Annotated in this window: 20 protein-coding genes and 3 pseudogenes; 10 read left to right on the top strand and 13 right to left on the bottom strand. The window is 63.1% G+C overall.

The features are described 5' to 3' along the window. Positions 1-80: 80 nt before the first annotated feature. Both ACO6VD_RS02755 and ACO6VD_RS02750 read left to right on the top strand, forming a co-directional pair. Complete coding sequence (locus ACO6VD_RS02755; protein ID WP_422416888.1) at positions 81-1,559, top strand: methyl-accepting chemotaxis protein; 1,479 nt, start codon at positions 81-83, stop codon at positions 1,557-1,559. Between the two features lie 75 nt (positions 1,560-1,634). Continuing rightward, positions 1,635-1,997, top strand: coding sequence for an Mpo1-like protein (locus ACO6VD_RS02750; protein ID WP_422416886.1), 363 nt, complete (start codon positions 1,635-1,637; stop codon positions 1,995-1,997). Here the strand turns inward: ACO6VD_RS02750 and ACO6VD_RS02745 are convergent. The 3 genes from ACO6VD_RS02745 to ACO6VD_RS02735 all read right to left on the bottom strand — a co-directional run bounded on the left by ACO6VD_RS02745 (position 1,994) and on the right by ACO6VD_RS02735 (position 3,939). Beyond that, positions 1,994-2,797 carry an acyl-CoA thioesterase gene (locus ACO6VD_RS02745; RefSeq protein WP_422416884.1) on the bottom strand — a complete coding sequence of 268 codons (804 nt, stop codon included), beginning with the start codon at positions 2,795-2,797 and terminating at the stop codon, positions 1,994-1,996. The genes ACO6VD_RS02750 and ACO6VD_RS02745 overlap by 4 nt on opposite strands. An 81-nt stretch (positions 2,798-2,878) precedes the next feature. Continuing rightward, positions 2,879-3,646, bottom strand: coding sequence for a CHAD domain-containing protein (locus ACO6VD_RS02740; protein WP_422416882.1), 768 nt, complete (start codon positions 3,644-3,646; stop codon positions 2,879-2,881). A 14-nt stretch (positions 3,647-3,660) separates the two neighbouring features. Beyond that, entirely contained in the window at positions 3,661-3,939 is a 279-nt protein-coding gene (locus ACO6VD_RS02735) for a hypothetical protein (RefSeq protein ID WP_422416879.1), read from the bottom strand. 158 nt (positions 3,940-4,097) lie between these two features. On the opposite strand from ACO6VD_RS02735, the gene ACO6VD_RS02730 reads away from it, so the two are divergent. After that, positions 4,098-5,138, top strand: coding sequence for a patatin-like phospholipase family protein (locus ACO6VD_RS02730; RefSeq protein ID WP_422416877.1), 1,041 nt, complete (start codon positions 4,098-4,100; stop codon positions 5,136-5,138). A gap of 170 nt (positions 5,139-5,308) precedes the next feature. Here ACO6VD_RS02730 and ACO6VD_RS02725 read toward each other — a convergent pair whose 3' ends face one another. The 9 genes and pseudogenes from ACO6VD_RS02725 to ACO6VD_RS02685 all read right to left on the bottom strand — a co-directional run. Then, on the bottom strand, positions 5,309-6,007 hold the full coding sequence (locus tag ACO6VD_RS02725) for a response regulator (RefSeq protein WP_422416874.1): 699 nt from the start codon (positions 6,005-6,007) through the stop codon (positions 5,309-5,311). Next, positions 6,004-8,664 carry an ATP-binding protein gene (locus ACO6VD_RS02720; RefSeq protein ID WP_422416872.1) on the bottom strand — a complete coding sequence of 887 codons (2,661 nt, stop codon included), beginning with the start codon at positions 8,662-8,664 and terminating at the stop codon, positions 6,004-6,006. The genes ACO6VD_RS02725 and ACO6VD_RS02720 overlap by 4 nt, the downstream gene beginning before the upstream one ends. A 9-nt stretch (positions 8,665-8,673) precedes the next feature. Further along, entirely contained in the window at positions 8,674-9,234 is a 561-nt protein-coding gene (gene kdpC, locus ACO6VD_RS02715) for a potassium-transporting ATPase subunit KdpC (protein ID WP_422416870.1), read from the bottom strand. A gap of 16 nt (positions 9,235-9,250) precedes the next feature. Then, entirely contained in the window at positions 9,251-11,305 is a 2,055-nt protein-coding gene (gene kdpB / locus ACO6VD_RS02710; protein WP_422416868.1) for a potassium-transporting ATPase subunit KdpB, read from the bottom strand. A gap of 10 nt (positions 11,306-11,315) precedes the next feature. Then, entirely contained in the window at positions 11,316-13,010 is a 1,695-nt protein-coding gene (gene kdpA / locus ACO6VD_RS02705; protein ID WP_422416866.1) for a potassium-transporting ATPase subunit KdpA, read from the bottom strand. An 8-nt stretch (positions 13,011-13,018) separates the two neighbouring features. Next, on the bottom strand, positions 13,019-13,108 hold the full coding sequence (kdpF, locus tag ACO6VD_RS02700; RefSeq protein ID WP_105642480.1) for a K(+)-transporting ATPase subunit F: 90 nt from the start codon (positions 13,106-13,108) through the stop codon (positions 13,019-13,021). A gap of 115 nt (positions 13,109-13,223) precedes the next feature. Next, a complete protein-coding gene (locus tag ACO6VD_RS02695) occupies positions 13,224-14,921 on the bottom strand; it encodes a putative bifunctional diguanylate cyclase/phosphodiesterase (protein WP_422416863.1) in 1,698 nt (565 codons plus the stop codon). Positions 14,922-14,943: 22 nt separating this feature from the next. Beyond that, positions 14,944-15,429, bottom strand: a pseudogene (locus ACO6VD_RS02690) (methyl-accepting chemotaxis protein); the annotation flags it as partial. 801 nt (positions 15,430-16,230) lie between these two features. Further along, a pseudogene (locus tag ACO6VD_RS02685) lies at positions 16,231-16,392 on the bottom strand (PAS domain-containing protein); the annotation flags it as partial. Between the two features lie 568 nt (positions 16,393-16,960). Here ACO6VD_RS02685 and ACO6VD_RS02680 point away from each other — a divergent pair. From ACO6VD_RS02680 to ACO6VD_RS02665, 4 genes are all read left to right on the top strand, one after another. Continuing rightward, a complete protein-coding gene (locus ACO6VD_RS02680; RefSeq protein WP_400172967.1) occupies positions 16,961-18,271 on the top strand; it encodes a C4-dicarboxylate transporter DctA in 1,311 nt (436 codons plus the stop codon). Positions 18,272-18,340: 69 nt separating this feature from the next. Then, positions 18,341-19,045 carry a FadR/GntR family transcriptional regulator gene (locus ACO6VD_RS02675; RefSeq protein WP_422416861.1) on the top strand — a complete coding sequence of 235 codons (705 nt, stop codon included), beginning with the start codon at positions 18,341-18,343 and terminating at the stop codon, positions 19,043-19,045. A 16-nt stretch (positions 19,046-19,061) separates the two neighbouring features. Then, positions 19,062-19,742 carry a GntR family transcriptional regulator gene (locus tag ACO6VD_RS02670; RefSeq protein WP_422416859.1) on the top strand — a complete coding sequence of 227 codons (681 nt, stop codon included), beginning with the start codon at positions 19,062-19,064 and terminating at the stop codon, positions 19,740-19,742. Between the two features lie 261 nt (positions 19,743-20,003). Next, a complete protein-coding gene (locus tag ACO6VD_RS02665) occupies positions 20,004-21,050 on the top strand; it encodes a hypothetical protein (protein WP_422416857.1) in 1,047 nt (348 codons plus the stop codon). Positions 21,051-21,056: 6 nt separating this feature from the next. Here ACO6VD_RS02665 and ACO6VD_RS02660 read toward each other — a convergent pair whose 3' ends face one another. Next, positions 21,057-21,503 (bottom strand): PACE efflux transporter, encoded by a 447-nt coding sequence (locus tag ACO6VD_RS02660; RefSeq protein ID WP_400172963.1) that lies wholly within the window; start codon positions 21,501-21,503, stop codon positions 21,057-21,059. 123 nt (positions 21,504-21,626) lie between these two features. Here ACO6VD_RS02660 and ACO6VD_RS02655 point away from each other — a divergent pair, with 123 nt between their 5' ends. The 3 genes and pseudogenes from ACO6VD_RS02655 to ACO6VD_RS02645 all read left to right on the top strand — a co-directional run bounded on the left by ACO6VD_RS02655 (position 21,627) and on the right by ACO6VD_RS02645 (position 24,554). Beyond that, complete coding sequence (locus ACO6VD_RS02655) at positions 21,627-22,508, top strand: LysR family transcriptional regulator (RefSeq protein WP_422416855.1); 882 nt, start codon at positions 21,627-21,629, stop codon at positions 22,506-22,508. A gap of 159 nt (positions 22,509-22,667) precedes the next feature. Further along, a pseudogene (locus tag ACO6VD_RS02650) lies at positions 22,668-23,699 on the top strand (cache domain-containing protein); the annotation flags it as partial. Between the two features lie 69 nt (positions 23,700-23,768). After that, positions 23,769-24,554, top strand: coding sequence for a methyl-accepting chemotaxis protein (locus ACO6VD_RS02645; protein WP_400172974.1), 786 nt, complete (start codon positions 23,769-23,771; stop codon positions 24,552-24,554). Positions 24,555-24,570 lie beyond the last annotated feature (16 nt).

Here is a 24,570-nt window from a genome sequence, read left to right as displayed (position 1 = left end):
ATCAAGACGCCCCCTGCTCGGCTCGGCACAATGATGGCACCTTGCCAACAATGTTTCCGCTCAATCAGAGAAGACCTTCCATGGGTGCCTGGCTTAGCAATATCTCCCTGAAATACAAGTTCTGGGCCGTCAATGCGGTGGCCTTCGTCACGACCCTGTTCCTGGTGCTGTATGCCGTGCACCTGGAACAACAGGCCCGGGCGCAGGAAGCCCAGGTCAAGGCGCAGTCCGAGGCGCAGTTGCTGGCTGCCTGGCCCGCTGGCCAGGCCCTGCCGCACAACCCGCTTTGGCTGCAATACGCCCCTGGGCAAGTGCCCGCCTATGCCGATGAAAACCTCGAAGCGCTGACCAATGCCCAGGGCTGGGTCGAGCTGCATGGCCTGGCGCTGACCGGCAGCGACCCGCTCAGCGGTGCTCAGGTGATCAGCCGCGACGGCCAGCACATCGCCGTGCTCGCCCCGACCCCTAGCCTGCTTCAAGTCTTTACCGACCGTTTCACCAACTACGCAATCTGCGTGCTGATCCTGATGCTGGCGATGCTCTGCGCCTCGCAGTTGCTGATCCGCTTCCTGCTCAGCCAGCTCAACACCCTCAAGGACGTGATGCTGCACGTGGAGAAGACCGGCGACCTCTCCGCCCGTGTGCCGTTGTCCTGTGGCGATGAAGTCGGGCAGATGGCCAGCGCGTTCAATGCCATGCAGACCACCTATCACCGCGTGGTCAACACTGTGGCACGCACTGCCGCCCAGCTCGACTCGGGTGCCGCACGCCTGGCCGCGAGCATGAATGACGTGCGCCACGGCATGCTCGGCCAGCAGAGCGAGACCGATCAGGCCGCCACTGCCATCAACGAAATGTCGGCGACGGTCTATCACATCGCCCAACATGCCGGCGCCACCCGCGACCTGTCGCAGACCGCCGACACCCTCGCCGGCAGCGGCCAGGAAGTGGTCAGCCGCGTACAGACCTCGATTTCCGGACTGTCCAGCGGCGTGCAGCAGACCGCCGAGATGATTCGCCAACTGGCCGATGACAGCCAGAAGATCAACGGCGTGGTCGGCGTGATCCACAGCATTGCCGAGCAGACCAACCTGTTGGCGCTCAACGCAGCCATCGAAGCTGCCCGTGCCGGCGATCTGGGGCGCGGTTTTGCCGTGGTCGCCGATGAGGTGCGCAACCTGGCCAAGCGTGTACAGGCCTCCACCGACGAGATCACCACCATGGTTTCGGCACTGCAGGCAGGTACCCGCGATGCGGTGGACTTCATGCAGGAGAGCTCGTTCAAGGCTGACGATTGCGTCCAGCAGGCCCAGGAAGCGGGCGCCGCCCTGGCCGAGATCACCAGTGCAGTGGCGCAGATGCGTGAAAGCAATACGCAGATTGCCGTCGCTGCCGAGCAGCAAAGCCAGGTGGCAGAGGAAATGAACCGTGCGGTCGTGAGTATTCGCGACGTGACCGAAGAGACCGTACAGCAGACCGTCGACTCGGCCACCACCAGCAGCGAACTGGCCACCCTGGCCGGCGAACTCAACAAGGCCATTGGCCAACTCAAGCTATAAGCCTCATAGCCGACGCTCATTGGCCCCCTGACGGGGGCCGCACTATTCTTCAGACATAGCCCTGAGGAGTTTCCCATGAGCAAACGCTTGCCCAACCTGCACGCCTGGCAATGGCGTGGCTATCACCACAATCACCGCAACCCGACCAACCTGGTACTGCACCTGATTGCCGTGCCATTGTTCATCCTTGGCGTGCTGCTGGTGTTGTCCGGACTGTTCTCACTGGACCTGGGGCAACTGGCCGTCGGCATCATCGCCCTGGTCGCCGGCCTTGGCCTGCAGCGCCAGGGTCATCGCCTGGAAGCCGAACAGCCGGAACCCTTCAGCGACCGCAAGGACGCCATCGGCCGGTTGCTGGTGGAACAGTTCGTCACCTTTCCACGCTTTGTCTTGAGCGGCGCCTGGTGGCGCGCCTGGCGTAACCGCCATCGCCACTAGGCGAAGACGGTTACCGTTTGCCGGCTGATTGCGAGCAAATCACCTGAGGCGGTCCACAGCGCCGCCGCCGCGTGCCCGTAGCCGTCACGGGCATACTCTGTCTGCGCGCAGTACTTGCACCAGTCGAGGGTGGTCAGGCTTGCCACGGGCTGAATGAATTCGATGGTCCAGGTCAGGGTGCTGCCTGCCGCCGGTTTGTTCAGGTGCGACAGCAATGTCGGCGGCCAGGCATCCACCAGGGCCAGCAGGTGCGCCTCACTCAGGGTTTCGTCGCCACCTTCGTCACGTAGCCGGACCCAACCGCCCATGCCGCGCGCGTGGTTGTTGCTGAACGGAATCCCGCCAATGGCCCAGCGTAGGGACACATGCTGCATAAACTCGGGGGTAACGCCCTTGATGTAAGGGAGTTCACTCTTGGCGGCGGCCTCCAGGCTGCTCATTTCCACCGCGGGCAATGCCGGAACATTGACCACCGAATCGCGCCCGCCACCGAAGCTGCCCTGCATCAGGGTCACCACCTGGCCATTTTGTACGGCGCGGCCCAACAGCGAACTGACCGCCTTGCCCTCACGCAGCAGTTCCACTTCGAAGCTGATCGGCACCTCGGGCTCAGCGGGGCCAACAAAGGTGATCGCCAGCGAGCGCACCGGGCGACCTGGCGATGTTTTGGTGAGCATGGTTTCGTACAACAGGGCCGCCATCACGCCACCGAAACAGGCTCGCCCTTGCGCCCAGCTGGCAGGAATGGACACCGCCTGGGGATGCAGGCGCACCGCCTTGAGCAATTGCGAGAAGTTCATGCTGGTCTCATCCGTGGGAAAAGTCCGATCTTAACCAGCACAGACGCCAGCGACAGCCCGCATTTCGGCCATATAAGCGGCTTATCGCTGCGCCAGCACCGCTTGCAAGCGCTCCAGGGTGATATCGGCACGCTGTTCGGCCTCGTGCAACTGCGCCTGCCAGTGTTCGACGCAAGGCGCCAGGTCGCGCTGCTGCTCGGCCTGCAGCAACCACTGCAGCAGATCGTGCCAGCTACCGAGGTCACTCTGGGCGCGCTTGAGCACCCGTTGCAAGCGGCGCCCGGCATGCTCCAGCTGCGGGTAAGCCTCGGCCGCATAGCGCACGCGCTTGATCAACAAGCGCAGGCGATGACGGTCATGGGCCGGATCCTGCAGCGCTTCGCGCAGTTTGCTCCACTGTTTTTCCAGGCGCTTGTCGATGCGCTTGTGCAAGCGGCGAATCAAGCCTTCACGCTCCGCCGCCCGCAAGAAAATCGGAAAAGCATCGACAATCGCCAGCAGACGACCCAGTTCGGCACTGGCAGCGACACTGGCGAAGGTTTCCCGGCGATGGGCCAGACGCGTCTGCGCCGCGGCCAATTGATCGCGCTCAAGCAGCTGTGCCGCCAGCACCTCACGGTCACGCAATGGCGTGGTCAGATTACCCAGCGCTTTCGCCGCGCCTTCAAGTTGCTCAACCCCTGGCAACTCTTGCAGCGGCCGCAGCAAGCTGCGCAAGCGCCGCGTGGCGATGCGCAAGTCATGCAGCGCCTCGCTGTCGGTGTCAGCCGCCAGCCGCGCCTGGCAAGCAAGCAGGCGAACCTGCAAGGCCAGTACCTGGGCAATTACATGGTCGAGCATGGCCGACATGGTGTTCTCCTGTGTCAACGACCGGCGCGGGATTCACGAATGTAGAAACGGGCTTTCTCAGCCTTGTTGCTGCAACCTTCAAAAGCCTCGAACTGCTGCTGGGTCTTGGCCCCGGTCAACAACGACAGTGCCTTGGAGTAGCTGACCGTACCGGCAAAGCCTTCGGCCTTGGCCAGGTCGAGTTCCTTCCAGGCCGAGTCAAGCTGATTGGCGCAACTGTCGCGATAGGCGGTCTTGCCAGCACAACCGGCCAACACCAGAGCAATCAGAGGCAGGGCAATCCAGGCTTTCATTGGTGATTCCTCAAAAATAAATATGCAAAGTGGCGTGTTCGACGACTACAAAGAAGAAAAGTGCCCTGCAAAGCGTAGCGCAGCGCGCAGGACGATTGAAGCACAGACGCGAATGGGCGCATTGTTAGACCTTCGACGCAGTTCAACCGGGAGCCATCATGAGTAAACGCGTGGCATTGGTACTGGGCTCGGGCGGAGCTCGTGGGTATGCGCACATTGGTGTGATCGAAGAGCTGGAACGTCGCGGTTATGACATCGCCTGTGTTGCCGGTTGCTCAATGGGCGCGGTGATTGGCGGCATCTATGCGGCCGGCAAACTCGAGGAATACCGCAACTGGATCGAAAGCCTGGATTACCTGGACGTGCTACGTCTGGTCGATGTGAGTTTTCGCCTGGGGGCGATTCGCGGTGAAAAAGTCTTCGGGCAGATCCGCAAGATCGTTGGCGAAGTGAACATCGAAGACTTGCGCATCCCCTACACCGCGGTCGCCGCCGACCTCACCAACCAGCAGGAAATCTGGTTCCAGGAAGGTTGCCTGCATCAAGCAATGCGCGCCTCGGCAGCCATCCCCAGCCTGTTCACCCCGGTCGTGCAGGGTAACCGCATGCTGGTTGACGGCGGCATCCTCAATCCCTTGCCGATCATCCCGGTGGTGTCCAGCCACTGCGACCTGATCATTGCCGTGAACCTCAACTCGACCAACCAGAAACAGTATCAACTCCCGGTTATCGAACGTCCGGCCGCCTTCAAAATGCGCTTCGACAACCTGATCAGTTCGCTGGGTTCACACTTGCCGTTCAGGCGCAAACAGGCCGAGCAACTGATGCGCATCGAACAGGAACTCTCGCCGCAGGCCGCACAGATACCCAACCCCTGGCTCAGCGATGCCGCCGACCCCGAGGCTCAGCAACCGGCAGCGGCGCCGGAAAGTGAAGGCGCGCCGAAGTCGGCGGCCGGCTCATTCATTATCGACAACGTCGGCCCCGCCTCGCTGCTGGACTTGATCAACCAGAGCTTCGAGGTGATGCAGACGTCATTGGCCCAGTACAAGATTGCCGGCTACCCGCCGGACATCCTGATCAACGTGCCCAAGCGCGTGTGTCGCTTCTTCGAGTTTTACAAAGCCCCGGAGCTGATCGCCCTGGGCCGGGAGATTGCCCGCGATACTTTGGAGAACTACGAAGCGGAGCGGCGCTGAACGCTGGAGGTGGTGGGGGGGGGGGGGGGGGGGGGGGGGGGGGGGGGGGGGGGGGGGGGGGGGGGGGGGGGGGGGGGGGGGGGGGAGGGGAGAGTGGTATAGGGGAGAGCAAAACCTCCCCCCCCTCCCCCCCCCCCCCCCCCCCCCCGAAGCCCGCTCCCACCCACCACTTACCCCTGCTCCGGCCCCACCAAGCGGTACCCTACCCCAGGCTCGGTGATGATGAAGCGCGGCGCTGTAGGGTCATCTCCCAGCTTCTGCCGCACATGGGCAACGACAATACGCAGGTAGTGACTGTCATCGACATGGGTGGGCCCCCAGATGTCCTTGAGCAGTTGCTGCTGGGTAATCACCCGCCCCGGATGCGTCGCCAGCTGGGCCAACAATGCATACTCCTTGCGCGTCAGGGCGACCTCGATACCGTCCAGGGTCACCTTGCGAAAGGCCAGGTCGACCGTCAACGGGCCGAAACTCGGCGCGACGTCGGTTGCCGCAGCCTGGGGCGCCTGACGCAACAACGCGCGCACCCTGGCGAGAAATTCCTGGATGCCGAAGGGCTTGGTCACGTAGTCGTTGGCACCGTTATCGAGGGCCTCGACCTTCTGGATTTCGCTGGCACGCACTGACAACACCAACACCGGTACTGCACTCCACTCACGCAACTCACGCAGCACCTGTTGCCCGTCCATGTCCGGCAGGCCGAGGTCGAGCACCACCAGGTCTGGCCGGTTCAGCGCCGCCTGGGTCAGGCCTTCGGCTCCGGTAGCAGCCTCCACTACCTTGTAACCTTGGGAACTCAGGCTGATACGCAGGAATTTGCGGATCTGTGGTTCATCATCGATGACCAGAAGGGTTGCAATCTGGCTCATGGCGCTTCGCTTTCAGGTTCGGGTTGGGTCGGAAGCGGCAAGCATAATGTGATGCAGGTGCCGTGGCCATCGATACCCTCGCCCACCAGGATATGCCCGCCGTGAGCGCCGATCATGCCCTGGCAAATCGCCAGACCAAGGCCGGTGCCCTGCCCGCCGCGGTCGCCGCGCGCGGCGGTGTAGAACATGTCGAAGATCTTCTCGCGATCGGCCGGGGGAATACCCGGGCCTTCATCGCTGACCGCAAAGCGCAGCTGTTCGTCACCCGTCGATACCCGCAACTGCAGGCGACCGTTGGCCGGCGAAAAACGTGCGGCGTTCTCCAGTACATTGACCAGCGCCTGCTCGATCAGGGCGGCATGTACAAACAGCAGCGGCAAACCGTCCGGCACCTCGGTGGACACCTGCAATGGCGCCAGGACCACCCGCAGGCGGTTGAGTGCACTGCCGACTATATCGGTGGGTGCCACCCAGTCACGGGCCAGTTTCAGCCCGCCATGACCCAGGCGGGTCATGTCCAGCAGGTTCTGAATATAACGATCCAGGCGTTCGGCTTCGTTGCGCGTGCCCTCAAGCAACTCCTGGCGGTCAGCCATGGGGATCGCCTCGCCCAGGGCCAGAAGACTGTCGATGCTGCCACGCATGGCGGTCAAAGGCGTGCGCAGGTCATGGGATACCGACGCCAGCAACGCGCTGCGCAACTGCTCGGTTTCGCCATGCAGGCGCGCCGCTTCCAATTGTTCGGCCAGACGTGCCCGGGCCAGCGCCTGGGCCAAGGGTTGACTGAGGGCCTTGAGCAGGCGCCGACGCTGAGGCGTGAGGCTCTGACCCTGACGCGGACGCACGCCGAGCAATGCCAACGGTTGTTCTTCCACCGACAACGGCCACCACCACCAACGGCCATTGGGCAAGGTATCACTGCCCAGGCCCGCAGCCTGATCGTGCTGCCAGGCCCAATCGGCGGCGGCCCGTTCGTTGTCACTGAACTGCACGCTGCCCGCGCTGGCAACCTGCAGGCGCCCTTCCACATCGCGCTCCAGTAGGCACACCTGCAAATCGTTCCAGCCATCGAGGTGCTGCCCGGCGGCATTGAATACCGCCTGGCGGTCGGTGGCGGCGGTCAGCTTGCGCGACAGATCGAGCAACTGGTTGGTCTGCTCCTGGGTTTCGCGCAACGCCTGCAACTGCCGACGCTGGCGTGCGGCCAGGTTGCCGGTAAGCGCCGCCATCAACAGAAAGAACAGCGACGTCAGCACATCTTCTTCGCGCTGGATGCTGAAGGAGAAGTTCGGCGGAATGAACAGAAAGTCGTAGGTCAGAAACGACATCGCCGCACAGGCCAGGGCCGGGCCCAGGCTGCTGCGCACGGCGACCAGCAACACCGCAGCAAGAAACACCAGCGAGATATTCGGCAAGGCCAGGACCCCGGAAACACCCCAGGCTATTCCCGCCGCCAGCACCGTGGCGACCAACGCCAACAGGTAATGCCGCCAGACCCAAACTTTCTTCACCGCCGCACTTGGCGGCTCGGGCCGCTCATCGCGGTCGAGCACGTTGACTTCCAGGCCGTGGGCCTCACGCAACAAGCGCGTGGCCACGCCGGCCCCGAACAGGCGCCGGCGCAGGCGGTCGCGGGACTGGCCGACCAGCACCAGGTTGGCGCGACGCTCCAGGGCATGCTGGATCAGGGTCTTGGCCACTTCACCGGCGCGCAGCAACACCACTTCGCCGCCCAGGCGCTCGGCCAACTGCTGGGCCGCCTGCAAGCGCTGGCGGGCGGTTTCGTCACGCAGCTTGCCGTTGTCGACATGCACCAGGCTCCAGGGCAGGTGGCGACGCTGCGCCACCCGGCTGGCATGGCGCACCAGGCGCTCGGCCTGGGCATCGCCATCCACCCCGACCAGCAGGCGCCCGCGTAACGAGGGCGCGTCCTGGCCGAGCTGACGATAACCATGCGCGAGGTCGGCATCGACCTGGGCCGCCGCCGTCTGCATGGCCAGCTCGCGCAATGCGGTGAGGTTGGTCTGGCTGAAGAAGGCATCGATTGCCGCCCGCGCCTGCTCCGGCACATAGACCTTGCCTTCACGCAGGCGCTCAAGCAATTCACGCGGCGGCAAGTCGATCAGGACCAGTTCAAACGCTTCCTGTAGCACCCAGTCCGGCAGGGTTTCACGCACCTGCACGCCGGTGATGCCGCGCACCTGGTCGTTGAGACTTTCCAGGTGCTGGACGTTGACCGTGGTGTAGACATCGATACCGGCGGCCAGCAGCTCCTGCACATCCTGCCAGCGTTTGGCGTGACGGCTGCCGGGCGCGTTGCTGTGCGCCAGCTCGTCGACCAGCGCCAGTTGTGGCGAGGCCTTGAGCAGGCCATCCAGGTCCATTTCCTCAAGCTGCACGCCACGGTACTCCGAGCGCACCAAGGGTTGTTGCGCCAACCCGGCGAGCAAGGACTCGGTTTCCGCCCGGCCATGGGTTTCGACCACCGCCGCCAGCACCTGTACGCCCTGGCGTACCTGGGCATGGGCGGCCTGGAGCATGGCGTAGGTCTTGCCCACCCCCGGCGCCGCGCCGAGAAACACCTTGAGCCTGCCGCGCCCCTCGCGCGGCAGCCCGGCCAACAACGCATCAGCACGTTCGGAGTTGCTATCGCTCACTGCTTGTCCTTATTTCGAAGCCGGGGCCAGCCGTTCGAGGGCGGCGTTCAAGGCCAGTACATTCACCACCGGCGGACCGATCAATGGCTGCAGGGTGGACTGCTCGACTAGCGCTTGCAAGGCCTGCGTGCTGAGCTGACGCGCCGCGGCCACCCGCGGCAGTTGATAGGCCACGGCGGCAGGTGACAGATGCGGGTCCAGGCCACTGCCGGACGTGGTCAGCAGGTCCAGCGGCACCGCGCCCTGGGCCTCGATGTACTGCTGTGCGGCGCTGTCGTTGATGCGCTGGGCCAGCGCCGGGTTGCTCGGTGCCAGGTTGCTGGCACCACTGGCGACGGTGGCATAGTCAGCCGCCGATGGCCGCGCCTGGAACCAGGCATCGCCCTTGAACGCCTGGGCGATCAGCAGCGAGCCGCGCACGTAACCCTGGTCATCGCGCAGCAGGCTGCCGTTGGCCTGCTCGGGGAACGCCACCTGGGCCACCCCGGTGACCACCAGCGGGTACACCGCACCGGTGATCAGGGTCATCAGCAGGATCAGGCTTGTGGCCGGACGTAGATAAGTTGTCATGGTCATCTCCTTGGTATCAGACCAGGTGCAGAGCGGTAAGCAACATGTCGATCAGCTTGATCCCGGCGAACGGCACAATCAGCCCGCCGACGCCGTAGATCAGCAAGTTGCGACGCAACAGGTGTGCAGCACTTGCCGCCTGTACTCGCACGCCACGCAGGGCCAGGGGAATCAGCACGACGATGATCAGTGCGTTGAAGACGATGGCCGAGAGAATCGCGCTCTGCGGGCTGTTCAGGTGCATCAGGTTGAGCACACCCAATTGCGGGTAGATCGCCGCGAACAGCGCCGGGAGGATGGCGAAGTACTTGGCCACGTCGTTGGCAATCGAAAAGGTGGTCAAGGCGCCGCGGGTCACCAGCAATTCCTTGCCGACCTGGACCACGTCCAGCAGCTTGGTCGGGTCGCTGTCCAGATCGACCATGTTGGCGGCTTCGCGGGCGGCCTGGGTACCGTCGTTCATGGCCATGCCGACATCGGCCTGGGCCAGCGCTGGGGCGTCGTTGGCGCCGTCGCCGCACATGGCGACCAGGCGGCCATCGTTCTGCTCCTGGCGAATGCGCGCCAGTTTCTTTTCCGGTGTGGCTTCAGCCAGCACGTCATCGACCCCGGCTTCGGCAGCGATGGCGGCAGCGGTCAACGGGTTGTCACCGGTGACCATCACGGTGCGAATACCCAGCTTGCGCAGTTCGGCAAAGCGCTCGCGGATCCCGGGTTTTACTACGTCCTTGAGGTGGATCACCCCCAGCAAACGCTTGTCGACACACACCAGCAACGGGGTACCGCCGCTCTGGGCGATCTTGTCTACTTCGCGCGACATCGACGCTGGCATTTCCAGACGCTGCATACCGACAAAGGCCAACACCGAATCCACCGCGCCCTTGCGGAACTGACGCTGCTGGTAGTCAACGCCAGAAAGACGCGTCTCGGCACTGAAGGCCACTGGCGTCAGCTGATCTGCGCCCGGTTCGTCGAAGTCGTGCAACTGACGCAGGTACTCGACAATCGACTTGCCCTCGGCGGTGTCGTCGGCCAGCGAAGCCAGCAAAGCACCCTCGCCCAGCTCCTTGGAAGTCACACCGGGGGCGGCGTGCAAGGCGCTGCAACGACGGTTGCCGAAGGTGATGGTGCCGGTCTTGTCGAGCATCAGCACATGCACGTCACCGGCGGCCTCGACAGCGCGGCCAGAGCGGGCAATCACATTGAGGCGTACCAGGCGATCCATACCGGCGATACCGATGGCCGAGAGCAGGCCACCGATGGTGGTAGGAATCAGGGTGACCAGCAGCGCCACTAGGAACACCAGCGGCAGACTGCCACCGGCAAAGTGCGCGAACGGCTGCAAGGTCACCACAACCACCAGGAAGATCATGGTCAGGCCGATCAGCAGGATGTCCAGGGCGATCTCGTTGGGCGTTTTCTGGCGCTTGGCACCTTCGACCAGGGCGATCATGCGGTCCAGGGTCGATTCGCCCGGGTTGCTGGTGATGCGGATCAGCAACCAGTCGGAGACCAGCCGGGTATTACCGGTCACCGCCGAGCGGTCACCGCCGGACTCACGGATCACTGGCGCGGACTCACCGGTGATCGCCGCTTCGTTGACCGCAGCAATCCCTTCGAGTACTTCGCCGTCACTGGGAATCATCTCCCCGGCCAGCACCTTGACCACATCGTCCTTGCGCAGGCTGGTCGCCGGCACGGTCTCGAAATTGCCCGCGGCGTTGCGACGCCGTGCACTGAGTCCCTGGCTACCGGCCTTGAGGCTGTCGGCGCGGGCCTTGCCGCGACCTTCTGCCAACGCTTCGGCAAAGTTGGCGAACAACACGGTGAACCACAACCACAGGGCAATCTGCACCGCCACTGACGTCGGAACAACGGGGTCGGTGATCAGGCACAACAGGGTGGTGAAGATCGCGGTCAGCTCCACCACCAGCATCACCGGTGAACGTTTGAGCTGACGCGGGTCGAGCTTGACGAACGCCTGCACCAGCGCCGGACGCCAGAGCGCGGCAAAGGTGGTGCGTGCCGCCGGGGCCGGGGCCGCTTTCACTTCAGGAATCGGCATATTCATGATTCGCTCCTCAGAAACCCAGGCTCAGGTGTTCGGTGATCGGGCCCAGCGCCAGGGCCGGCAGGAAGGTCAAGCCACCGATCAATAGAATGGTGACCACCAGCAAGGTGGCGAACAACGGACCGTGGGTGGGAAAACTGTTCTCGCCCAGCGGCGCGCTTTTCTTCATCGCCAGACTGCCCGCCAGAGCCAGCACCGGCAGGATGTAGCCGAAGCGGCCGATCAGCATGCCCAGGCCCAACATCAGGTTGTGGAAGGTGGTGTTGGCGCCGAAGCCGGCAAAGGCTGAACCGTTGTTGGCACTGGCCGAGGTATAGGCGTACAGCACCTGGCTGAAACCATGGGCGCCGGGGTTGGTGACCGAGGCCACAGGGCCTGGCAGGCTGGCCGCCAGGGCACCGAGCACCAGCACGCCGACCGGCATCACCAGCAGGGTCGCGACCAGCAGCTGCACTTCTCGCGCTTGCAGTTTCTTGCCCAGGTATTCCGGTGTGCGGCCAATCATCAGGCCAGCGAGGAACACCGCAATCAGCACGTTGAGCAACATGCCGTAGAGCCCGGCACCGACGCCGCCGAAGATCACTTCACCTACCATCATGTTGACCAGCGCGACCATCCCGCTGATGGGGTTGAGGCTGTCGTGCATGTTGTTTACCGAGCCGTTGGAGGCCGCGGTGGTGGTCACTGTCCAGAGCACGCTGGCGGTAGTGCCGAAGCGGTTCTCCTTGCCTTCCAGCGGCGCCGTCTGCTCGACCTGCGGGTTGTTCAGAGTCGGGTTGGCCTGGTACTCGGACCACAGCGCCGCGCTGCCACCGATCAGGAACAGCGCAAGCATGCAGGCGATGATCGCCCGGCTCTGGCGCAGGTCCTTGACGTAATGACCGAAGGTGAACACCAGGGCTGCCGGGATCAGGATGATCGAGGCCATTTCAAACAGGTTGCTCCAGGCCGTCGGGTTCTCGAACGGGTGCGCCGAGTTGACGCCGAAGAAGCCGCCACCATTGGTGCCCAGTTGCTTGATCGCGATCTGGCTGGCCGCCGGGCCCAGCGGGATGGTCTGGTCAGCACCCTGCAGGGTCAGGGCCTGGACGTAATGACCGAAGGTCTGCGGCACGCCCTGCCAGACCAGCAACAAGGCCAGCAGCAGGCACAGCGGCAGCAAGCCGTAGAGGGTGGCGCGGGTCATGTCGACCCAGAAGTTACCCAGGGTACGGGCCGAGCGCCGGGCGATACCGCGGCACAGCGCGACCAGCACGGCAAGGCCAGTGGCAGCACTGACGAAGTTCTGTACGGTCAGGCCGATCATCTGGCTCAGGTAGCTCACCGACGCTTCGCCGCTGTAGGCCTGCCAGTTGGTGTTGGTGACGAAACTCACCGCCGTGTTGAACGCCAGCGACCACTCCTGCCCCGGCAGGTTCGCCGGATTGAGCGGCAAGTAGCCTTGCAGCAACAGCACAGCAAACACCAGCAGGAAACCGGCGAGGTTGAAAGCCAGCAAAGCCAGGGTGTACTGCTTCCAGCTCTGTTCGGTCTCGGCATTGACCCCGGACAGCCGGTAGCAGCCACGCTCCACCGGCCCCAGCACGGGCGACAGCCAGGTGCGCTGGCCTTCCATGACCTTGTAATAGAAGCGCCCAAGCCAGGGCGCCGGGACTAACACCAGCGCAAAGAACGCCAGCAGCAACGCGTAATCGTAACTGTGCATGGTCGCTCCTAACCCCGGTCAGCGCGCAGCAGCGCGACCATCAGGTAGATCATCAACGCCACTGCCAACAGCAGTGACACCCCGTCCAGAATGCTCATCGAAACTCTCCGTCCTTACGGCACTTCGCCGCTGACGGTCATTGTCGGTAGAGCTGCTGTAAAGGTGCGAGATCACGACCCCGGCGGGGACATAAAGAATGCGTAAAGAACGCCCTTAATGCCCCGCCAGTGCCCGCCATTGCGGCGGTTGTGCGTAATTGGCGACCCAGTCGACGACTGCCTCGGCCGGCATCGGCCGGGCAATGCCATAGCCCTGAGCGACATCGCAGCCCAGGCCCATCAGCAACTGGCCGTGCTCGACGGTCTCCAGACCCTCGGCAATCACCTGGCGGCCAAAAGCCCTGGCCAGGCCGATCACCGCCCGGGTCAGCGCCAGGTCGTCATGGTCATGGAGGATGTCGCGGACGAAGGACTTGTCGATCTTGATGGTGCGGGTCGGCAAGCGCTTCAGGTAACTCAAAGACGAGTAGCCGGTACCGAAATCATCCAGCGAAAACTGCACGCCCAGCTGCTGGCAGGCGTCCAGGCACTGGCTGACCCGCTGGATGTTCTCGATGGCCACCGACTCGACGATTTCCAGGTCGAGCATCTGCGGCGCTACCGCCGGATGAGACGCGAGCAGGCACTTGAGCCGTTCGACAAAGTCACTGCGCTGGACGTGCCGCGCAGCAATGTTGACGCTCACAGGCCAGACATGTCCGGCCTGTTGCCAGCGCTGCATCTGCGCCATGGCTTGCGCGATCACCCACTCGCCGATCTCGACAATCAGGTCGGTCTTCTCCACCAGCGGCAGGAAATCAGCCGGCACCACCAGGCCCTTGTGCGGGTGCTGCCAACGTAGCAAGGCCTCGAAACCGAGCACCTGACCACTGCGCATGTTGACCTTGGGCTGGTAATGCAGACACAGCTCACCGTTGTTCAGGGCCTGACGCACCCGGGCCACGGTCTGGTGGGTGGCCTTGACCTCGCGGTCCAGCGACACGTCGAACAGGTGATAGCGGTTGCGCCCACTCTGCTTGGCCACGTACAGCGCCTGATCGGCATGGCGCACCAGGGTGTCGGCATCTTCGTTGTCGAGGGGAAACAGGGTCACGCCGATGCTGGCGCTGACACTGACCTCGCGCTCGCGGATCGAGTACGGCGCAGCAATCGCCTTGAGCACCCGGCCCAGCGCCAGGTGCAACTGCGCAGGGTCCTGCACATGGCGCAAGATCAGCACGAACTCATCACCCGAGAGCCGTGCCACGGCATCGCCGCCACGCAGGATGCTCTTCAGGCGCGTGGCCACCTCCACCAGCAACAGATCGCCACTGGCATGACCGTAGCCGTCATTGACGGCCTTGAAACCGTCGAGGTCGAGCATGCACACCGCCAGGGCGATGTCTTCGCGCCGCGAGAACTCCAGCGCCTGATTGAGCAGGTCAGACAGGTAGGCACGATTGGGCAACCCGGTGAGCACGTCATGCCCCACCCGCCACTGCAGGGTATGCAGCAACTGGCGTTTCTCGGTCACGTCGAAGCGGATCGATACATACTTGCGCACCCGGCCACTGGCCGGGTCGATCAACGGCACCATGGTGCTGTCGACCCAATACAGCGAACCGTCCTTGGCACGGTTGCAGATCTCACCCTTCCAGGCTTTTCCGGCCACCAGCGCGCGCCACATTCCATCGAAAAACGCCGGCTCATGCAGGCCGGAATTGAGGATGCGGTGATTGGCGCCCAACAACTCCTCACGGCTGTAGCCGGAGATGCTGCAGAACTGTTCGTTGACGTAGGTGATCCGGCCACTCAAGTCGGTTTCGGAAAAAATCGCGGCGGCATCAACGGCCGTGCGGTAATTGTCGTCCATGAAAATCTCGTACCCTGGGGGTTCAGCGGTTGAAGCGCTCGACCAGGGCGCGCAGGCCCAACGCAATGTGTTCCAGCTCCGCGCCACGGGTGGCGGCGGCATTGGCGTTGTGCGCGGTGCGTTGAACGCTACCGGCCACGCTGTTGATCTGCGCACAGACCTCTTCGGCCACCGACGACTGCTGTTGCGACGCCGTCGCCATCTGCTGGCTCATGTCGCTGATGCGTTCCACCGCCACACGGATGCCCAGCAGCGCCTGCTGCGCTTCAAGCACGCGAGCCACGCCATGTTCTGCCTCGACTATGCCCAGACTGGCGATGCTCACCGCCTCATCAGCGCCAGCACGCAAGTTGTCGATGATGCCCTGGATCTGCAGCGTCGATTGCCGGGTCTTGCCGGCCAATGCCCGTACCTCGTCGGCAACCACGGCAAAGCCGCGGCCCTGTTCACCGGCGCGCGCCGCCTCGATAGCGGCATTCAGGGCCAACAGATTGGTCTGCTCAGCAATGCTGCGGATCACCTCGGCAGCCACCGAGATGTCCTGGGTCTGCCCGGCCAGGTGGGTCACGGCCTGATTGATCTGGCTGACGGTGCTGGCCAGCAACTGGATGGCTTCACGCATGCTGCCCGCCACCTCACTGCCCTGCCCCGCCAGTTGATTGACCGTGTGCGCCTCACCGGCCGTGTCCTGTACATGACGCGCCACCTCGGCGATCGAAGCGGTCATCTCGGTCATCGCCGTGGCGGTCAGGTCGGATTCGGCGCGCTGCTCGAGCAGTGCCGATTCGGTCGTGCGCGACAGGCAGCTGGAGTCCCGGGCCGCTTCGCTCAGTTGCACAGCCAGGTCGCTCAGTCGCGTCAACGCCGTTTTCAATCGCGCCTCTTCGCTGATCAAAATCATCTGCAATTGCGCTGCCGGGCCCAGGGCATCGCTATAGGTCAGCGCGACAACAGGGTCGGCAAAGGTCGTTCCCGAGCACTGGACAATCTGCCTCAGCTGTTGGGCAAGGCGCCGATGCGCCCACAGACCGACCAGGCCAAACAACCCGAAGGTAATGCCAAGGCCTGGCCAGCCAGGCAACACAAGCAGGGCACCGATAGCGGCTGCGCCCACCAGCAGCGGCAGGCACAGCACCTGCGCGAACTGCGCCAGATGTCGGCGGCTAGCAACCGCCGGCTTGCCTTCGCGCAATCGTGCGTACAGCGCTTCGGCGCGGTGTACCTGCTCGCGGGTTGGCTTGACCCGCACCGACTCGTAGCCCACCAGCCGACCGCCTTCGAGAATCGGCGTGACATAAGCACTGACCCAGTAGAAGTTGCCGTTCTTGCAGCGGTTCTTGACGATCCCCATCCAGCTCTGACCGGCCTTGAGGTACTGCCACATCTGCTGGAAAACCACGGCGGGCATGTCGGGATGACGGACCAGGTTGTGCGGGCTACCGATCAATTCGGCCTGGCTGAAGCCACTCATGGCGGCAAATTCAGCGTTGCAATAGGTGATGTTGCTGGCGGTGTCGGTGGCAGAAATGAGCCGTTGGTCATCTCCGAACGTCTGTTCGATTGAGGTGACCGGCAGGTTGAGACGCACGTTGAAACTCCCTTTACTGCGTTTTGGTGATCGGGCGGCGAGTTTCTGATGCAAGCGCGATACGGTTTGACTGATCGTTCAAATAACCCTACGAATTACATCACATTTTTTTATTACAGGTGATTAATTTCGCTGATACCAAATGCCAATGGCTTTTATTAAATACTTGATTTTCAAAAGAAAATAGTTGTCGACATAGTCAAGTCAACAACCGGTGTTCAGCCGCAATCGGCAAAGTGAATACCTCCTCCTATTTCCCTTTTGAAACCCAACTGGTAAGACCGGTAAAATCAAACCAGCCCCTCCGATCGGAAAATCTCTTGCAAACCCGGAAAATCCGCGCCTACACTGGCCACGCACTGGACATACCGGTAAGACCACAATAATTAAGTCCTCCGCTCTTTCGCCCTCCCCGGCATCGAAGCAAGGACACCGATCAGAGATCCCTCCCATGCTCAAATGGTGCTCGCGTTCGATCTTCCTCCAAGTAGTGCTCGGCCTGGTGCTTGGCGTCGCCTGTGGCCTCAGTTTTCCCGAAGTTTCCCTGCAGCTCAAACCCCTGGGTGACGGCTTTATCAAGCTGATCAAAATGCTCATCGGGCTGATCGTGTTCTGTGTTGTGGTCAGTGGTATTTCCGGTGCCGGTGACCTGAAGAAAGTCGGACGGATCGGCCTGAAATCGGTGATCTACTTCGAGATCCTGACCACCATCGCCCTGGTCATCGGCCTGGTGTTTGCCTTTACCTCCGGGATCGGCAGCGGCGCCAACATTCACCTCGACCAACTGTCTACCGCCGAAGCCGGCAACCTGGCCGAGCGCGGCCAGCATATCCACGGCACCGCCGCGTTTCTCATGGACCTGATTCCGACCTCGGTGATCGGTGCTTTCGCTGACAACAACATCCTTCAGGTCCTGCTGTTTTCGGTGCTGTTCGGCAGCGCCCTGAACCTGGTCGGTGAAGCAGCCTCGGGTATCTCGCGGCTGATCAATGAACTGAGCCATGTGATCTTCCGCATCATGGGTATGATCGTGCGCCTGGCGCCGATCGGCGTGTTCGGTGCCATCGCCTTCACCACTAGCAAATATGGCCTGGAATCGCTGCAGCACCTGGGTGGCCTGGTCGCCTTGTTCTACCTGACCTGCACCGGCTTCGTCCTGCTGATCCTGGGTACCGTGATGCGCCTGTCGGGCCTGCGTATCCTGCCGTTCATCAAGTACCTGCGCGAAGAACTGACCATCGTCCTCGGCACCGCATCCTCCGACGCGGTACTGCCGCAGATCATGCGCAAACTCGAGCACCTGGGTATCGGCAACTCCACCGTCGGCCTGGTGATCCCGACCGGTTATTCCTTTAACCTCGATGGCTTTTCGATCTACCTGACCCTGGCCATCGTGTTCATCGCCAACGCCACCGGCACGCCGCTGGCCATGACCGACCTGCTGACCATCCTGCTGGTGTCGCTGATCACCTCCAAGGGCGCCCACGGTATTCCCGGTTCGGCACTGGTGATTCTTGCCGCAACCCTGACGGCGATTCCGGCGATCCCGGTGGTGGGCCTGGTGCTGGTGCTGGCCGTGGACTGGTTCATGGGCATCGGCCGGGCGCTGACCAACCTGATCGGCAACTGCGTGGCCACCGTCGCCATCGGCCGCTGGGAAGGTGATATCGACATGGAGCGGGCCAATAATGTGCTGGCCGGCAAACAGGGCTTTGGCTTTGCCCAGCGCAAGACGCCCAATGCCCATCAACAAGAGTTCTGAGTGCAAGGGCCGGCACTGACGGTGCCGGCCCCAGGAGCAAACCATGCAAGTGTTCTCATGGAGTGAACAGTGATTACTTCATCGACCGTAGTGAACTCAGTGGTGGAAAAACTCCGCCAGGCCCTGGCCCGCGGCCAGTGGCGTTCCGGTGACATGCTCCCGGGCCAGCGCGAGCTGGCTGAGCAACTGGGCATCAGCCGCCCAAGCCTGCGTGAAGCGGTGACCGTACTGGAAACCCTCGGCCTGGTGCGTTCGATGCCGGGCAAAGGGGTACTGGTGCTCGATGCCGACCTGGCCGAAACCGCCCAGCCGCAGACCGGGGTGGCTGAAGCCAGCCTGGAAGACGTGTTGCAACTGCGCTACACCCTGGAGCCGTTCATCGTCGGCCTGGTTGCGCAGTCGATCAGCAGCAAAGAGATCGGCCAGTTGCGCCTGACCCTGATGGACATGCGCGAAGCCCTGGAGGCCGAGGACAGCGAAGCCGGGGTCAACGCCTACATCGCCTTCCACGAAGAGTTGTTCACGCTGACCGCCAACCCGATTTTCCAGAGCGTGGTGCAACAGACCAGCAACGCCCTCAAGCAGAGCGCTGCGGTGTTGCGCAATTCTCCCGAGCATCTGGCGGCGCGTCTGCAAGAGAACGAAGCGGTGGTGCGCGCCATCCGCAACAAGAACAGCGCCCAGGCCAGCACGCAGATGCGCCACCACATCCTTCAGGAAGGCCGGCGCATGGGTATCGAACTGAACATCCCGGACGAACATCCGGCCACTTGAATTCAGGAGAGCAGTGATGAACGCCAGCGCCCAAGCCCCTGTGACCACCCTGCCGCCCTTGCTTGTCCACGGCGAAGTGCGCCTGTCCGCCGAGCAGATCTACCCGCGCCTGTTCGACGCCATCCTCGAACAGCGCCTGGCGCCGGGCAGTGCCTTGCCCGAGCAGGCGCTGGGCGAAGCGTTCGGGGTCAGTCGCACGGTGATTCGGCGGGTGCTCGGCCGCCTGTGCGACCAGCAGGTGATTGTCCAGCGCCCGAGCCATACCGCACGTTTGGCAGCCCCGGACCCGCAACAGGCGCGGCAGATCCTCAGCGCCCGGCGCCTGGCCGAAACCACCTTGATTACCCTGGCCGCACAACGCTCGCGACCGGCGAAGATCCGCCAGTTGCGCGAACTGGTCGCCCGCGAACGCCAGCACCATGAACAGGGTCAGCGCTGCACGGCAATTCGCCTCGGAGGCGAGTTCCACCTCAAGCTGGCGGAGATTGCCAACAACGCGCCGTTGACGCGTTTCCTCAATGGTCTGGTGCCACAAACCTCGCTGATCATCGCCCAGTACGAGGCCCGGCCCTGTAGTCACTGCGCCTGGCAAGAGCATGCGGCGATCATCGATGCGCTGGAGCAAGGTGACGGTGAAGCAGCCCTGGCGTTGATGCACCAGCATCTGGACCATATCGAGGCCAAGCTGGATCTGTAGGAGCGGGCTTGCCCCGCGATCTGCCGCAAAGCGGCAGCAATATCAGCCAATGCGCTGTGACATTTGCGCCGCAAGCTCAGGTTTTACGGCCGCTGCGCGGCCGATCGCGGGACAAGGCCCGCTCCCACAGTTGCCTCGCGTGCTGACCACGGGATAAGTAGTACTTGGTCGGTCTTATCAAACTCCGATGCCCTCCCACCTATACTGAAATCACCAAGGTCTAAATCCGCCAAGCATCCCGTCGCAAAGGGGGTAGCGCTTGTGGCCCCCCGTTCTCCTCTCCTGCTCCTGCTTATCCTCCTGCTCGCCCTGGGCGGCTGCGCCTCGCGAGAAAAAGCCCCCGAGCCCCCTCCGGTGCAATTGAGCCCCGCCACCTGGGAGCAGATCGACCGGGAAATCATCGACGCTTCGCTGGCCAGTACCAGCTCGGTCAATGACTACACCCGCCGCTCCATGCGGGTGTGGAAGGACCGTGTGCAGCAATTTACCGAAAGCGACTTCATCCCCTGGTTCACCGGCTACTGGACCCAGCAATGGCTGACCATGAAAGTGGCCTGGTACAAGATGAACAGTGGCGAAGGCAAGGAGCCGCCGGAGAAGCGCCTGGCGGTTTACCTGCAAGAGCAGTATCACCGCCGGGTGCTCGACCAGGTGGCCAAGGAAATCGACCCTGAAGGCATACGCGACCGCGCCATGGAACTGTACCTGCAGTTGCTCGGCCAGCAACTGCAGCAAATTGCCCAGCGCTACCGGGCGCCGCCCGAGCAGCTCAACCTGCGTCTGACGCGAATCCAGGCCATCAACCTCGGGCCACCGAAGGCACGCGATGCCTCGCTCTACCAACTGCTGTACAGCAAACCACTGGCCGAACTGCCGGCCTATGCTGCCCTGGTCGGACACATGCACAGCGCCGTGCGTGCCGGTACCCAGCGTGCGGACATCGGGCTGTCATCGGTGGCGCAGCAGGCCAGCGAGAAACTCGGTGCGACCCTGGCGCCACGCGGCATCGCCAGTGCGGTGGCGACCGCCGTGGGGCGCGTCGCCGGCACCCTGATTTCGGTGGCAGCGGCCGGTTACGGCGCCATCTCCCACAGCCAGGAACAACCGGCCATGATCGAGCAGCTGCGGGTGATCCTCAATGTCGCGCTCAACGAGGAATGGCGCGAGCTGATGGACAACCGCAAGAGCGGCGTCATGGCCGGGGTCTACTACTTGTCCGGCGAGATCGAGGAGGGCCTGATCGGTGCCCGGCGCCTGCCGGATGAAACCGAGAGCGGCTCTTTGCGCATCGTCCTGCCAGCGCAATAGCCCGCCTCAGGCAGCGACGCGGTTGTCGTCCACAGCCTGGGCCGAGGTCGGCAGGCCGAAGATGCGATCGAACAGCCAGTTGTAGAGGAAGGTGTAGCAAGGGATCAGGATGATGAACGCCAGGTCCACCAGGAAGGCTTCGACCAGGCTCATGTCCAGCCACCAGGCAATCAACGGAATCAGGTAGATCACCAGGGTAAGCTGGAAACCAATGGCATGCGCAACACGCCGGGCAACGCTGCGCCCGCGTTTGACCTGACGGCTTTCCCAGTACTCGAACAGGGTGTTGTAGATGAAGTTCCAGGCCATGGCGATGGTGGTGATCATCACCGCCAGCGGACCGGTGTTGCTCGGCGCAGTGTCCGACAGGTAGGCCAGGCCCAGGGTCGACATGCACAGGCCAATGGCTTCATAGGCGGTCACGTAGACCAGTTTGCGTTTTACACCTTGCACCGTATTACCTCAGTTGCATCATCAGTCGCCACCCGTCCAGGCAGCAGAGGCGCGCAAGAATGCGTCAATCTTCTTGACAGAAAAAGTCAGCAGCTATCAGATTGACTGACAGGAGATTAGCCTTTGAATTTTTCCAGCGACAACATCGAACTGTTCCTCGCCGTGCTCGATCGCGGCTCCTTCTCTGCCGCCGCCCGCGCCCTGGGCCGGGTGCCTTCCGCCGTGAGCATGGCGGTCGGCAACCTCGAGGCGGAGCTGGGCTATGCCCTGTTCGAACGCACTCACCGGGAAACTCGGCCCACCGCCCTGGCCCAGGCCCTGGAGCCCCATGCGCGAATGATCGCGGCGCAACTGGGGCAGCTGCAGGTGCATGCCCTGGAACTGTCCCAGGGCCTGGAAAGCACCCTGGCCATCAGCGTCGTTCCGGACATCGACCACCGTGCGCTGCTGGCGGCGATCAAGACCATCAGCGAGTGCTATCCGCTGCTCGAGATCGAGGTCCTCAGCGCGCCTCAGGAAGAAGCCCTGCACCTGTTGCACAGCGGCCGGGTCAGCCTGTGCCTGGCATTCGCCGGGCTCGCGGTCGATCCGCAGCAACGCTTCCAGAACATCGGCATGGAGTCGCTGGTGGCGACCATCTCGCCGCAGCACCCTGCCCTGCAACGTCAACCCCGGCAGATCGCCTACCTCGAAGACCTGGTCAATGTCCGGCAGATTCTGGTCGCCAGTCGCGACCTGCCGATCACCGACACCCGCGCCCTGATCGGCAAAGCCCACTGGCGCACCGACAGCCTGAGCATGGCGGTGGAAATGGTCGAAGCCGGGCTGGGCTGGGGCGACTTTCCGCTGTCACGGGTAGCACCCTTGCTGGAGGCCGGACGTCTGTTGCGCCTGGACTTCAAGAACACCCGCAACGAACTGCAACTGCCGGTGCATGCCTTCTGGCGTCACAATCAACCCTTGCAGAAGGCCGCACGGGAACTGGTGCGCTTGCTTGGGGTGTAAGGGATTGCCTGGTATCACACCCGGGAAAAACCTGACAGCCCCTGCGGCAATCTGCCTTTCAACATTTCCCTGGCGCGGCCGATAGCCCTCTGGATAGGTACGAGCATTCGCCAAAAGCACCGCTCGGCACTCCTCCTTACTGGCACAAGGTCTCGGAACATGAACCTGAAATTTCGCCACAAGATCCTGCTGTGCGCCTGCGGCGTCGTGGTTCTGGCATTTGCTTTGTTCACCCTCTACAACGATTACCTGCAACGCAACACCATCCGACAGAACATCGAGTCGTCGGTCAAACAGGCCGGAGCGTTGACCGCCAGTAGCGTGCAGAACTGGATGAGCGGCCGCATCCTGGTCCTGGAAAACCTCGCCCAGGACGTTGCCCACCAGGGTGCCAACGCCGATTTCCCGGGACTGGTCGACCAGCCCTCGTTCACCAGCAACTTCCAGTTCACCTATGTCGGCCAGGCCAACGGTGTGTTCACCCAGCGCCCGGACGCGAAGATGCCTGACGGCTACGACCCGCGCCAACGCCCGTGGTACACCGCCGCTGTCGCCGCTAACCAGACCATGTTGACCCCGCCTTACATGGCCGCAGTCGGTGGCCTGGTGGTGACCATTGCCATGCCGGTCAAGAGCAAGACCGGTGGTGAACTGCTCGGCGTGGTCGGTGGCGACCTGAGCCTGGCGTCGCTGGTCGACATCATCAACGCCGTGGACTTCGGCGGCATCGGTCATGCTTTCCTGGTCGACCGTAATGGTCAGGTGATCGTCAGCCCGGACAAAGACCGGGTGATGAAAAACCTCAAGGACATCTACCCGGGCAGCAACCTGCAGGTGGCTCCAGGCATTCATGACGCCACCCTGGCCGGTCAGGAGCGAATCATCTCGTTCGCACCGGTCAGCGGCCTGCCATCGGCCGACTGGTACATCGGCCTGTCCGTCGACAAAGACAAGGCCTACGCCCCGCTCAGCCAGTTCCGCACTTCGGCCATTATCGCCATGCTGATTGCCGTGGCGGCCATTGCCGGCCTGCTCAGCCTGCTGATTCCGGTACTGATGCGCCCGCTGACCACCATGGGCCGCGCCATGCAGGACATCGCCCAGGGCGAAGGCGACCTGACCCGCCGTCTGGTCGTGGAGAACAAGGACGAGTTCGGTGAGCTGGCCAGTGCCTTCAATCAGTTCGTTGAACGTATTCACGCCTCGATTGCCGAAGTGTCCTCGGCCACGCGTCAGGTGCACGACCTGTCCGAACGGGTGATGAGTGCCTCCAACGCCTCGATCATCGGCTCCGAAGAGCAGAGCATGCGCACCAACAGTGTCGCGGCGGCGATCAACGAACTGGGTGCCGCCACCCAGGAAATCGCCCGCAACGCCGCCGATGCCTCGCAGCACGCCAGCGGTGCCAGCGAGCAGGCCAACGACGGCCGCCAGGTGGTGGAAGAAACCATCTCGGCAATGACCTCGCTGTCGCAAAAGATCAGCGAATCCTGCGAGCAGATCGAAACCCTCAACGCCAGCACCGACGACATCGGGCAGATCCTCGACGTGATCAAGGGCATCTCCCAGCAGACCAACCTGCTGGCCCTGAACGCTGCCATCGAAGCCGCCCGTGCCGGTGAAGCCGGTCGCGGTTTCGCCGTGGTCGCCGACGAAGTACGCAACCTGGCGCACCGCACCCAGGAGTCGGCCGAAGAGATCCACAAGATGATCACCACCCTGCAGGTCGGTTCACGCGAGGCGGTGCACAACATGAACGCCAGCCAGGTGTCGAGCGAGGAAAGCGTGATGGTCGCCAACCAGGCCGGTGAGCGCTTGAGCAGCGTCACCCAGCGCATTGGCGAGATCGACGGCATGAACCAGTCGGTTGCCGCGGCGACCGAGGAACAGACTGCCGTGGTCGAGAGCCTGAACCTGGATATCACCCAGATCAACGTGTTGAACCAGCAAGGCGTGGCCAACCTCAATGACACCCTGCGTCATTGCGATGCCCTGGCCCAGCAGGCCGGTCGCCTCAAGCAACTGGTCGACAGCTTCAAGATCTGACCCCTACCCTGGCGAG

The organism is Pseudomonas sp. GZD-222 (assembly GCF_049310525.1).
Taxonomy (GTDB): domain Bacteria; phylum Pseudomonadota; class Gammaproteobacteria; order Pseudomonadales; family Pseudomonadaceae; genus Aquipseudomonas.
Note: the sequence above shows the minus strand (reverse complement) of the source record. Positions and strands in the feature narration are given on the sequence as shown.

Excerpts from the sequence above, each read along its gene's own strand:
- ACO6VD_RS02755 (WP_422416888.1), top strand. The coding sequence starts at position 81 with ATGGGTGCCTGGCTTAGCAATATCTCCCTGAAATACAAGTTCTGGGCC.
- ACO6VD_RS02750 (WP_422416886.1), top strand. The coding sequence starts at position 1,635 with ATGAGCAAACGCTTGCCCAACCTGCACGCCTGGCAATGGCGTGGCTAT.
- ACO6VD_RS02745 (WP_422416884.1), bottom strand. The coding sequence starts at position 2,797 with ATGAACTTCTCGCAATTGCTCAAGGCGGTGCGCCTGCATCCCCAGGCG.
- ACO6VD_RS02740 (WP_422416882.1), bottom strand. The coding sequence starts at position 3,646 with ATGTCGGCCATGCTCGACCATGTAATTGCCCAGGTACTGGCCTTGCAG.
- ACO6VD_RS02735 (WP_422416879.1), bottom strand. The coding sequence starts at position 3,939 with ATGAAAGCCTGGATTGCCCTGCCTCTGATTGCTCTGGTGTTGGCCGGT.
- ACO6VD_RS02730 (WP_422416877.1), top strand. The coding sequence starts at position 4,098 with ATGAGTAAACGCGTGGCATTGGTACTGGGCTCGGGCGGAGCTCGTGGG.
- ACO6VD_RS02725 (WP_422416874.1), bottom strand. The coding sequence starts at position 6,007 with ATGAGCCAGATTGCAACCCTTCTGGTCATCGATGATGAACCACAGATC.
- kdpC (WP_422416870.1), bottom strand. The coding sequence starts at position 9,234 with ATGACAACTTATCTACGTCCGGCCACAAGCCTGATCCTGCTGATGACC.
- kdpB (WP_422416868.1), bottom strand. The coding sequence starts at position 11,305 with ATGAATATGCCGATTCCTGAAGTGAAAGCGGCCCCGGCCCCGGCGGCA.
- kdpA (WP_422416866.1), bottom strand. The coding sequence starts at position 13,010 with ATGCACAGTTACGATTACGCGTTGCTGCTGGCGTTCTTTGCGCTGGTG.
- kdpF (WP_105642480.1), bottom strand. The coding sequence starts at position 13,108 with ATGAGCATTCTGGACGGGGTGTCACTGCTGTTGGCAGTGGCGTTGATG.
- ACO6VD_RS02695 (WP_422416863.1), bottom strand. The coding sequence starts at position 14,921 with ATGGACGACAATTACCGCACGGCCGTTGATGCCGCCGCGATTTTTTCC.
- ACO6VD_RS02680 (WP_400172967.1), top strand. The coding sequence starts at position 16,961 with ATGCTCAAATGGTGCTCGCGTTCGATCTTCCTCCAAGTAGTGCTCGGC.
- ACO6VD_RS02670 (WP_422416859.1), top strand. The coding sequence starts at position 19,062 with ATGAACGCCAGCGCCCAAGCCCCTGTGACCACCCTGCCGCCCTTGCTT.
- ACO6VD_RS02645 (WP_400172974.1), top strand. The coding sequence starts at position 23,769 with ATGAGTGCCTCCAACGCCTCGATCATCGGCTCCGAAGAGCAGAGCATG.